Source organism: Streptomyces sp. NPDC048383 (assembly GCF_040651775.1).
Classification (GTDB): Bacteria; Actinomycetota; Actinomycetes; order Streptomycetales; family Streptomycetaceae; genus Streptomyces.
In genome coordinates, this window is record NZ_JBEZKS010000002.1 from 181,887 (window position 1) to 191,389 (window position 9,503).

The 9,503-nt window shown below is 72.9% G+C and carries 12 protein-coding genes; 8 read left to right on the plus strand and 4 right to left on the minus strand.

Features of this window, described 5'->3' with window-relative positions; all coding sequences use genetic code 11:
* Nucleotides 1-247: 247 nt before the first annotated feature.
* Both AB0D46_RS03740 and AB0D46_RS03745 read left to right on the plus strand, forming a co-directional pair.
* Nucleotides 248-475 carry a hypothetical protein gene (locus AB0D46_RS03740; protein WP_362875634.1) on the plus strand — a complete coding sequence of 76 codons (228 nt, stop codon included), beginning with the start codon at nt 248-250 and terminating at the stop codon, nt 473-475.
* A 10-nt stretch (nt 476-485) separates the two neighbouring features.
* Complete coding sequence (locus tag AB0D46_RS03745) at nt 486-839, plus strand: PRC-barrel domain-containing protein (RefSeq protein WP_362875635.1); 354 nt, start codon at nt 486-488, stop codon at nt 837-839.
* Between the two features lie 55 nt (nt 840-894).
* On the opposite strand, the gene AB0D46_RS03750 is transcribed toward AB0D46_RS03745, so the two are convergent.
* Nucleotides 895-1,236 (minus strand): DUF5713 family protein, encoded by a 342-nt coding sequence (locus AB0D46_RS03750; protein ID WP_362875636.1) that lies wholly within the window; start codon nt 1,234-1,236, stop codon nt 895-897.
* 143 nt (nt 1,237-1,379) lie between these two features.
* Here AB0D46_RS03750 and AB0D46_RS03755 point away from each other — a divergent pair, with 143 nt between their 5' ends.
* The 4 genes from AB0D46_RS03755 to AB0D46_RS03770 all read left to right on the plus strand — a co-directional run bounded on the left by AB0D46_RS03755 (nt 1,380) and on the right by AB0D46_RS03770 (nt 3,494).
* The gene (locus AB0D46_RS03755; protein ID WP_362875637.1) at nt 1,380-1,748 is read left to right on the plus strand and encodes a hypothetical protein; all 369 of its coding nucleotides are present in this window, start codon (nt 1,380-1,382) and stop codon (nt 1,746-1,748) included.
* A 96-nt stretch (nt 1,749-1,844) separates the two neighbouring features.
* The gene (locus tag AB0D46_RS03760; protein WP_362875638.1) at nt 1,845-2,168 is read left to right on the plus strand and encodes a plasmid stabilization protein; all 324 of its coding nucleotides are present in this window, start codon (nt 1,845-1,847) and stop codon (nt 2,166-2,168) included.
* Nucleotides 2,169-2,475: 307 nt separating this feature from the next.
* Entirely contained in the window at nt 2,476-2,934 is a 459-nt protein-coding gene (locus tag AB0D46_RS03765) for a helix-turn-helix domain-containing protein (protein ID WP_362875639.1), read from the plus strand.
* Nucleotides 2,931-3,494, plus strand: a complete 564-nt coding sequence (locus AB0D46_RS03770) for a toxin (protein ID WP_362875640.1) — start codon at nt 2,931-2,933, stop codon at nt 3,492-3,494. The genes AB0D46_RS03765 and AB0D46_RS03770 overlap by 4 nt, the downstream gene beginning before the upstream one ends.
* A gap of 83 nt (nt 3,495-3,577) precedes the next feature.
* On the opposite strand, the gene AB0D46_RS03775 is transcribed toward AB0D46_RS03770, so the two are convergent.
* Nucleotides 3,578-4,528 carry an NAD-dependent epimerase/dehydratase family protein gene (locus AB0D46_RS03775; RefSeq protein WP_362875641.1) on the minus strand — a complete coding sequence of 317 codons (951 nt, stop codon included), beginning with the start codon at nt 4,526-4,528 and terminating at the stop codon, nt 3,578-3,580.
* Between the two features lie 55 nt (nt 4,529-4,583).
* Nucleotides 4,584-5,768 carry a DUF1152 domain-containing protein gene (locus tag AB0D46_RS03780; RefSeq protein WP_362875642.1) on the minus strand — a complete coding sequence of 395 codons (1,185 nt, stop codon included), beginning with the start codon at nt 5,766-5,768 and terminating at the stop codon, nt 4,584-4,586.
* A 231-nt stretch (nt 5,769-5,999) separates the two neighbouring features.
* Here AB0D46_RS03780 and AB0D46_RS03785 point away from each other — a divergent pair, with 231 nt between their 5' ends.
* On the plus strand, nt 6,000-7,397 hold the full coding sequence (locus tag AB0D46_RS03785) for an STM4012 family radical SAM protein (RefSeq protein ID WP_362875643.1): 1,398 nt from the start codon (nt 6,000-6,002) through the stop codon (nt 7,395-7,397).
* Here the strand turns inward: AB0D46_RS03785 and AB0D46_RS03790 are convergent.
* Nucleotides 7,394-8,341 (minus strand): DMT family transporter, encoded by a 948-nt coding sequence (locus AB0D46_RS03790; protein WP_362875644.1) that lies wholly within the window; start codon nt 8,339-8,341, stop codon nt 7,394-7,396. The two genes, AB0D46_RS03785 and AB0D46_RS03790, sit on opposite strands and share 4 nt — an antisense overlap.
* Before the next feature lie 235 nt (nt 8,342-8,576).
* Here AB0D46_RS03790 and AB0D46_RS03795 point away from each other — a divergent pair, with 235 nt between their 5' ends.
* Complete coding sequence (locus AB0D46_RS03795; protein WP_362875645.1) at nt 8,577-9,410, plus strand: methyltransferase domain-containing protein; 834 nt, start codon at nt 8,577-8,579, stop codon at nt 9,408-9,410.
* Nucleotides 9,411-9,503 lie beyond the last annotated feature (93 nt).

The following is a 9,503-nucleotide window of genomic DNA, read 5'->3' on the forward strand; positions in this document are numbered from 1 at the left end:
GTACGCGGGCGCCACGCGGGTCTCGCGGCGGGGCCGGGGTGCGACCCCGTCGCAGCCTGGGTGGCCGAGCCGCACCCCGTACGCCACCCCTACCCGCCGGTCGCGTTCCGTAACGCCCTGGCCCTCGATGCAGCCGCGCGTCGCCGTGGGGTTTCGCCCGGGGTCGGGCGGGCAGCCGCCCCTGGGGCGGACTCGCAGACCGGGAGCACCGGGGGGCACGGCCCGGGCGGCACCGTAGGAGGCAGCCATGGAAGAGCAGGGCGGCGCCGGAGGCGTCCCACCGCACGACGGCCACCACGCCCCGCGCCCACCGCGCACGGGCCGTCCCGATGACGAGCGCACCCGCGCCGCCGACACGGACGAGGCGGCCCGCCTCGACCGGCCGGAGCCGACGCAGGACGCGGGCTCGGGACGCAAGCGCTGGGCGGGTCCGCGCAAGGGCAAGGACGACGGACCGGGAACGCGGTCGAAGTGAGGCGGGAACCATGACGGCGGAAGACATCTGGGGCTACCACCGCGACGCGGGCCACGAGCCCGGCCTCGACCTGATCGGCTACAAGGTCGAAGCGACGGACGGCACGATCGGGAAGATCGACAAGCACTCCGAGGACGTCGGGGCCTCCTACCTCGTCGTGGACACCGGGGTCTGGATCTTCGGCAGGCACGTCCTGCTGCCGGCGGGCACGATCCGGCGGATCGACACCGCCGAGCGGGTGGTCCACGTCGACCGCACCAAGGAGCAGATCAAGGGCGCGCCGGAGTACGACCGCGCGAAGTACGTCGGTGATCCCGCTCAGCGGGAGGAGTTCGCCCGCCACTACGGCCAGGCCCACAGCTGACACCGCGCCCGACGTGACGGCGCCGGCGGACACGACGGCGCGGGCACGGGGGGCCTCACCATTCGCGGGGGGCGATCAGCTCCTCGATGTCCGCGTCCTGGAACCCGTAGGCAGCGGCGACGCGCCAGAAGTCCTCGGCGATCTCCTCCCGCGCCACCGTTTCGATGCAGCTCCCGGCGGCGTCGAAATCCGCCTCCAGCAGGTTGAACTCCTCCGTCGCGGCGTGGGTGAGCGCGTACAGGGCCGGCAGGTCCGCGGGCCGCTCGGCCTCGATCCGTTCGCACAGCCGCAGCAGGATCGCCCTGGCCTTGTCGACGACCTGATCGGGGTAGTACGAGTCCGCGTAGAGCAGCCGCAGGAACGCGTGCTTCGAGACCTGTTCGTTCGTGATCGGCATGGCGCCACCGTCCCCTTGGAAGAATCGACGCGCCGATCATGCGGGACGGCACTGACAACGGCCGTCCCCGACCGCCGGGGCGGGGCCCGCCAACATCCGAACACGGCCTGCCCCGGCGGCCGTCCCGGGGCTACCCTGCGGGAATGGAACGCGCTGAAGTCCTCAAGCGAGTGATCGGCATCCTGACCGAGGCCCAGGACATCCGGCGGACGGTCGAGGCCGGCGAGGAGGACGAGGACGACTTCGGGCCGACCGCCGGGGTCGCCACGCAGCTGTTGAACGAGATGCTCCCGTCGATCAAGGTACCCGCCGACGCCTCCCCCCAGGAGGTGGCCCGGGTGGTCGCGGTGGCGCTCGGTCCGGCCCTGCACACGATGGTGTCCGGGTTCAGCCTCGCCTTCACCAGCCTCGCCATCGCGCACGACGCGGGCCGCACCGACGTCTCCTCGATCGAGGTGCTGCAACAACTCGCCCTCGAAGTCCAGGCGGGCACCTACGACGAGGGGGCCTGACCCAGCCCTCCCCGCCCGGCGCCGACGCGCGAATGCGGCCGTACGCCCCGGGTAGGCGCAGCACGCAGAGACCCGCAGCCGAACCGAGGAGTCACCATGCCGCGCGGTTCCAGCCCCAAGCGTGAACGGCAGTACGAGCACATCAAGGAGAGCGCCGAGGAGCGCGGGGAGAGCCCCGGGCGGGCCAAGGAGATCGCCGCGCGCACCGTCAACAAGGAGCGGGCCCGTGCGGGCGAGTCCAAGACCGCCAGCCGGTCCTCGCTCCAGGACATGTCTTCGTCCCGGCGCGGCGGACTGCACTCGCACAGCGGCGCGCAGGGACCCACCAAGGATCAGCTCTACAACGAGGCCAAGCAGCGCAACATCAAGGGCCGCTCCTCGATGGACAAGGCAGCCCTCAAGCGCGCGCTCGGCAAGTGAGGCCTCGGCGGGCCGCCTTCGGCAGGTGAGCCCCCGGTGGGTGAGCCCCCTACCAGTGCGTCACCGAGCGGGCCGGCGCACGGACGGAACGGTTCAGGGCCGGCCCCCATCCCCCGAGGGCCGGCCCTGAACGCGCCGAACGCCCCTGTTCGCCAACTCGGCCACCCCCGTGGGCAAAGTTAGCTGACAGCTATCGGCGAGGTCCACGGTGACGGACTGCGGGCAGATTGTCAACTGACCGCTAATCTGCAAAACTGACGGATAGCTGAGAGCAATGCCGAGGAGGTGGAGGGAAGGGAGATGCACCGTGCCCGAGACTGATGACCGGCCCGTGCTGGCGGTGCGCCTGGACAACCTCTTCAAGACGGTTCGCCCCAAGGGCAGGCACTGGACCAACGCGGAGGTCGCCGACGAGCTGAAGCGGGCCAACCCCGATCTCAAGGCCGGCGGCGTGTACCTGTCCCAGCTCCGTACGGGCAAGCGCGCCAACCCCTCCCCCGATCTGCTGGCCGCCCTCGCGAAGTTCTTCGGGGTGTCCGTCGCCTACTTCTTCGACGACGAGGTCGCCGAGTCCGTGCTCAGCGAGGTCGCCGCGATCGAGGCGCTGCGCCAGGCCGGCGTGCGTTCCGTGGCGATGCGCGCGGCCGGGATGAAGAAGGAGAACCTCCAAGCCATCACGGCCATCATGGATCAGTACCGCCAGATGCAGGGCCTGCCGCCCGTCACCGATCCTTCGGACCCCGCGGACCCCGCGGACCCGGAGTGAGGGTCCCGGGAAAGGGCCGGCCCGCCGACCACGACCGTCGCAGCCGCCTCAAACAGCTCCGCAAGGACGGCGCACGGCGGATCGCCGCGCTCGGCCTGCCCGAGGGGGCCGACGTGGCCGAACTCTGCCGCTACGTCGGCGGCTTCCGCGAACGCCCCATCACACTGATCCCGATGCCGATGCCCGCGTCCCAGCCGTGCGGGATGTGGGTCGCCGCGCGCGACGAGGACCTGATCTTCTACGACGCCCACACGACCGGCGCGCACCAGGAGCACATCGTCCTGCACGAGCTGGGTCACATCATCTGCCGCCACCGCGGCGCCGGTTGGCTGGACGAGACGAGCTCCCGCTTCCTCTTCCCCCACCTCGATCCCGACCTCGTGCGCGACATGCTCCTGCGCGCGACCTACGACGACGTCCAGGAGCAGGAGGCCGAGGTCATCGCCTACCTCCTCTCCCAGCGCGTGGGTCGCGCCCCCGCGCAGTGCGCCCCGGCCGCGACGGGCGAGCCGTCCCGCAGGACGGACATGCTCAGCCGGATCGAACGCACCTTGTTCTGACCCGGCCGCTCACCGCCGCCCGGCGGCGGGCCGTACGCCCCCGGGTCGTACGACCGGCCCGCGAGGCGGGGTCCCGCTCGCCGTCAGGGTCGTGGGCCCGTGTCGGCCATTCTCTCCCGCCACCAGTCGACCGTCGCCTCGGCCTGCTGGTCGAACGGCGTGGCCCGGACCTCGAAGGCGGCCTCCCAGGCGCTCGCGTCGATGACGAACGGCCGCGTGAACTGGTAGCGGACCTCCTTCAGTTCGCGCAGCAGCGGCGAGAAGAGCCCGCCCACGGCCAGCGCCGCCGAGGGCAGTCCGCGTACCGCGATGGGCCCGGTGCCCGCTTCGGCGGCCAGCCGGTCGACCATCTGCCGCACCGACAGGGCGGGTTCGGTGGGAACGTGCCAGGCCCGTCCCCAGGCCCGCTCCGTACCGGCGGCCTCGGCCAGGGCCCCGGCCACGTCGGGCAGGTAGGTCCAGCTGTGCGGCACGTCCGGGTCGCCGAGCGTGGAGACGGGCCGGCCCCGCAGCAGCGGCGGTAGGACGCGTGCGGCCAGGTGGCCGCCGTCGACCACGCCGGGTCCGAAGAAGTCGGACGCCCGGACCTCGGCGGCCCGGATCCGGCCCTGCTCGTGCAGCGTACGGGCCTGCTCCCAGGCGGCGGCCCGGACCCGCCCCTTGGGGCCGGTCGCCGACAGCGGCAGCGCCTCGGTCATCGGGCCGTCCACCGGCCCGTATCCGTAGAGGTTGCCGAGCAGGACGAGGACCGCGCCGGTCGTCTCCGCGGCCGCGCACGCCGAAGCGGTCAGCGGCGGCAGGTCGCTCGCCCAACGGTCGTACGGCGGCGCGGCGCAGTGGATGATCGCGTCGGCGTCCGCCGCCACCCCGGCCAATCCGGCGGCGTCCGCCGCGTCCAGGGCGACGTGCTCGATGCCGGGCTCCGGCGCGCGGCCGGATCGGGTCACGACCCTTACCGCATGCCCCTGTCGTACGAGCAGGCGGGCGGTGGCCGCCCCGGCGGCCCCGAATCCGACAACCACGTAAATGCTCACCTGTGCACCCTACGGGTTGCTCCGCGGCGGCGCGGGGGTCGGCGGGGTACGGCCGTCATCGGGCCGCGTCCGGCGGCCGAACGGCTCCCGGCGCCGGCACCCGGACTCGCTCGGCCGCCAGTTTCCACAGGGGTGCGGCCCGTCGTTCGGGGGATCCGGTGCGCAGCTCGTCGAGCAACAACCCGGCTTCGGCGGGACCGAGTTCGAGTTCCTCGACGATCCGGCGGGTGGTGACGTACGCGATGCCCTCGGCCAGCGCGGCGCGTTCCCAGGCGGCGAAACCGGCCCGGACGGTCTCGGCGCTCCGGGGCGTGGCAGGAGCCTGCGGCGCCCGCACCCCGTCAGGATGGGCCGCGCGTTGCCGTTCGCGTTCGATCTCGGAGAATCCGCACACCGTACGGGAGGCCTCCTCGGCGGCGTCAAGGGACGTGGAGCCGGCCAAGGCGCGCGCCAGTGGGCTGAGTTCGAGTGTGCGCCGCAGGGTGAGGCGGTGGACGCCTCGGGAGGCTTCGTCCAGGACGAGGGGCGCGGGGGCGTCGCGGGTGCCGCAGACTCCGCGTATCCCGCGGGCGGCGGCGACGAGCACGGCGCTCGCCTCGGAGGGGTGCCAGTCGAACACCCCGAGCACGCCCTCGGTGTGCTCGGCGGTGAGGGCGAAGGCGGGCGCGCCCAATCGGGGCATGAGGGCGGCCGGCGGCACCTCGTTGTCGAGGCCGGGCCCGGCGACGTACACGGTGGTCGGGATGCCGGTGGCCGCGCACGCGGCGACGGCGAGGGCGTCGCCGAGGGGGCTGCGCAGGGTGGGCTCGTCGCCGTGGGCCACGATGTCGCCGCCGACGTCGACGAGGTCGATCCGGTCGGCTCCGCACCAGTGGGCGGCCGCCGCGATCTGCCGGGCGAGGCCGGTCGCGCCGGCGTACGGGTCCAGCAGCCCGAGCCGGGGGCGCAACGCGGCGGCCAGCGGCGGCAGGAGCGAACCGGCGGGAGCGACGGGCCTGGTGGCGGGGGTGACCAGGGCGAGATCGGGCCCGGCCGGCTGCGTACCGGTGAAGTCCGTGGTCCGGCGCGGCCCGGGGACCGGGTCGACGACGAGGCGCTCCCAGGCGTAGGTCAGGACGAGGGCGGGGGCGGCGGCCCCGTGCAGGGCGGAGTGCACCATCGCTGCCGTGATGGCGTCGCCGCCGCCGCCCGCCGCGATGAGGAGCTTCCTGGTGATCGTGTGGTGTCTCTTGATGGTCATGGCGGACACGAATATCCCGGCGAGCGGCGCACCGCCACCCTCCCGAACCCCGCAGGTGGTGACATTCACGGAGGAAGGCGACCTACTTCCGGAAAGAACATATGAACCTCCATACGGCGAAAGCCATTCCATGGGAATTCCACTACAGAGATCGGCGCGGGGGGCGACCTAAAGTGACGCCCTGTCACGAACAGTGAGCCCGTTCGATCCGAAAGCGAGTCAGTTCCCGCTATGTCGAAGACCGTTCCGCTCCCGATGCCGGCCCTCCGGGGTTCCCTCCCGCTCACCGAGCCCGAAACCCCCTACGAGCAGTACGTGTACGCCTATCCGCACCAGAAGGCCTACCGCCTGCTGGAGGACGGTCCGTTGCTGAGCGAGCTGTGGAGCAAGGAGCGGCTCGACACGCTGTCGCTCTACGCGCACATACCGTTCTGCGAGATGCGCTGCGGGTTCTGCAACCTGTTCACCCGCACCGGAGCCCCGGAGGAGGTCACGAGCGACTTCCTGCGCACCTTGGAGCGCCAGGCCCGGGTGACCCGGGAGGCGTTGGAGGCGCAGGGCGCTCCGATCCGGTTCACGCTCGCCGCGTTCGGCGGCGGGACGCCCACGTACCTGACGGCGCAGGAGCTGACGCGGCTCTGCGACATCAGCGAGAACGTCATGGGTGCCGACTTGAAGGCCGCCTCGTGGTCGGTGGAGACCTCGCCGGCGACGGCGACCGCCGACCGGATCGCCGTCCTGTCCGAGCGGGGCGCGACCCGGCTGAGCATCGGCGTGCAGTCCTTCATCGACGAGGAGGCGCGGGCCGCGGTCCGTCCGCAGAAGCGCGAGGAGGTGGAGAGCGCGCTCGCCCTGCTGAAGGAGGCCCGGTTCCCGATCCTCAACATCGACCTCATCTACGGCATCGACGGCCAGACCGAGCGCACCTTCAAGGTGTCCCTGGAAGCCGCGCTCGCGTGGGAGCCGGAGGAGATCTACCTGTACCCGCTGTACGTGCGCCCGTTGACCGGGCTCAGCAGCAGGCACGCCAAGACCCTGCAGGACTGGAACGACCAGCGGCTGCGGCTCTACCGCTTCGGCCGCGACCACCTGCTGTCGGCGGGGTACGAGCAGACGTCGATGCGGGTCTTCCGGCGGATCGGGACGGCGGCCGTGGAGGACGCCGACGGCAGCAGCATCAGCGAGTACAACCAGCAGGCCGGCATGGTCGGACTCGGCGTCGGCGCCCGTTCGTTCACCACCGATCTGCACTACACCACCGACTACGCGGTGGCCGTGCCCGAGGTGCGGCGCATCATCGACGACTACATCGCCACCCCGACCGAGCAGTTCCGGCGCGCGCAGTGGGCGTTTCGGATGGACGAGGGTGAGCGGCGCCGCATGTACGTCCTCCAGCAGCTCCTGGAGTCGACCGGTCTGCACGCCGCCGGCTACGAGCAGCAGTTCGCGACGCGCTTCGAGGACGACTTCGCGCCGCAGCTCGGCGCGCTGGTGGAGAAGAGGTGGGTGCGGGAGACGGACGGGACGTTCGGGCTGACCTTGGAGGGCATGGCCTGGGCCGATGCGATCGGACCGATGTTCTTCTCGTCCCGGGTGCGCGACAACATGACGTCCTACCAGGACCGTTAGGGTGCGCCGGACCCGGTGGCCGCTCCTTGCGGGGCGTCCGCCGGGTCCGGTTCGACCGCCCGTCGCCGCTCGGGCAGGGAGACGAGGACGAGCCCGGCCAGCAGCAGGGCGCCGCCCGCCGCGGCGGGCGGTCCCGGGCGTTCGCCGAGGAACACCACGCCGAGCACGGTGGCGACGAGCGGTTCGGTCAGGCTCAGCGTGCCCGTCGTGGCCGCGCCGAGGCGCCCCACACCGCGGGTGAACAGCAGGTAGCCGAGGGCCGTCGTCCCGAGGCCCAGCCAGCCGATCAGCGCGACCGCCCGCGGGGCGGTCAGGCCCTCCGGGGCCACCAGCAGGTACGGGGAGACCAGCAGCCCCGCGCACAGCACGCTCACCGGCGCCGCGGCCCCGAGGTCGACGCCCAGGGAGCCCAGTGCCTTCGTCGCGGCGATGTACACGCCGAAGCTCGCTCCGGCCACGACGCCGCAGACCACGCCCACCCCGTCGGCGCGCGCCCCGCTGCCCGGCAGCAGCAACAGGCCGATCCCGAGCACCGCGCAGCCCGTCCCCCACAGCCACCGTATGGTCGGCCGTTCGGCGGAGAGCAGACGCGCGCACAGGCCGCTGACCACGGGCACGGTCCCGAAGGCGACGGCGGTCGCGAGGGCGGCGCCGGTCCGTTCCACCGCTTGGAGGAAGCAGACCTGGAAGGCGGCCGTCACCAGCACGCTCAGCACGAGCCACCGGCCCGCGCCGGGCCGGCGCAGGGTCCGCAGCCCGGCCGGGCGTACCGTAAGCAGGCTGAGCACGAGCCCACCGAGCAGCATCCGGGCCGCCCCCAGGGACACCGGGTGGGCGCCGGTGCCCGCCCAGATCTGAGCGGGCCCCACGGTGCCCCAGAGCACCGCCGCCACCAGTACGGACACCACCGCACCCGCCATACCGCCACTCCGTGGATCACGCATCGCACGAACGTATCCGCGCGGGCGGCGGGAGACCCACTGGGTGATTCCACGAGATTCCGGAGCGGCCGGATGCCCGGCCGGTGGATTCGCACGAGTCCACCGGCCGCCTCGACCCGATCGGTCGCGGGAGTCCTGGCGACGCCGGTGGGGCGGTCTGTCGGAGCGGGGCCGCGCGGGCCACACTGGGCAGTACGGGGACCGCACCGGCCCCCGAGTCCGCGGAGGTGGTGGGGCGTTGACAGGCGAGTCCCGACAGCAGTCCGATCCGGCCGTCCGGCCCGCGGTGTGGGAGACGTACGGACCGGCCGACCTCAGTTCCGTGCCCGTGTTCACCGGAGGGTTCATCAACTTCGGCTACTGGAAGGCCGTCGACATCGACGGGCCCCTGTCGGACGGTGACCGGATCCGCAGCGAGCAGGACCTCTACCGACACGTCCTGGACGCCGCCGCCCCGGGCGGCGGGCGGGTCGTGGAGGTCGGTTGCGGCCTCGGCGTCGGCTGCGCGCTGGCCCTGGAGGAGTACCGGCCGGCTGCCATCACCGGCGTCGACATCCACCCCCAGCAGCTCCGGCGGGCCCGGGAGGCCAACGCCCCGCTGCTGGCCGCCGAACCGGACCGGCTGCGGTTCGCCCTGGGCGCCGCCGAGAACCTGCCCTTCGGGGCCGGGGAGTTCGACTGCCTCTACAGCGTCGAGGCCGTCCAGCACTTCCCGGACCTCGACGCGTTCGCCCGGGAAGCGGCCCGCGTGCTGCGCCCCGGGGGCCGGCTGGCACTCGCCGGCTTCTTCACCGTCGACGGCACCGCCGCCCAGGCCGAGCGGCTCGCCGGCCTGCTCGACTCGTACGCCAGCGGCCTGGACATCGCCCGGCCCGTGTCCCGACTCGCCGACGCCCTGACCGGCGCGGGGCTCGTCGACGTCCGCAGCCGCTCGATCGGCCCGCACGTCTGGCCCGGCTGGGACCGTTGGCTGGCGCGGGTGTGGGGCCCCGGCACCTGGCCCAGGAACTTCCTGGCCGCCTGGGAGGAACGGGTCCTGGACTACTACCTGGTCACCGCCACCCGGCCGTAGGCGTCGGGGCGGGACGGCGGAAAGCCCCGGTCTCCGTGAGGAGAACGGGGCTTTCCGCATGGAGCGCTGGGCAGGCCTTGCACCTACATTTCC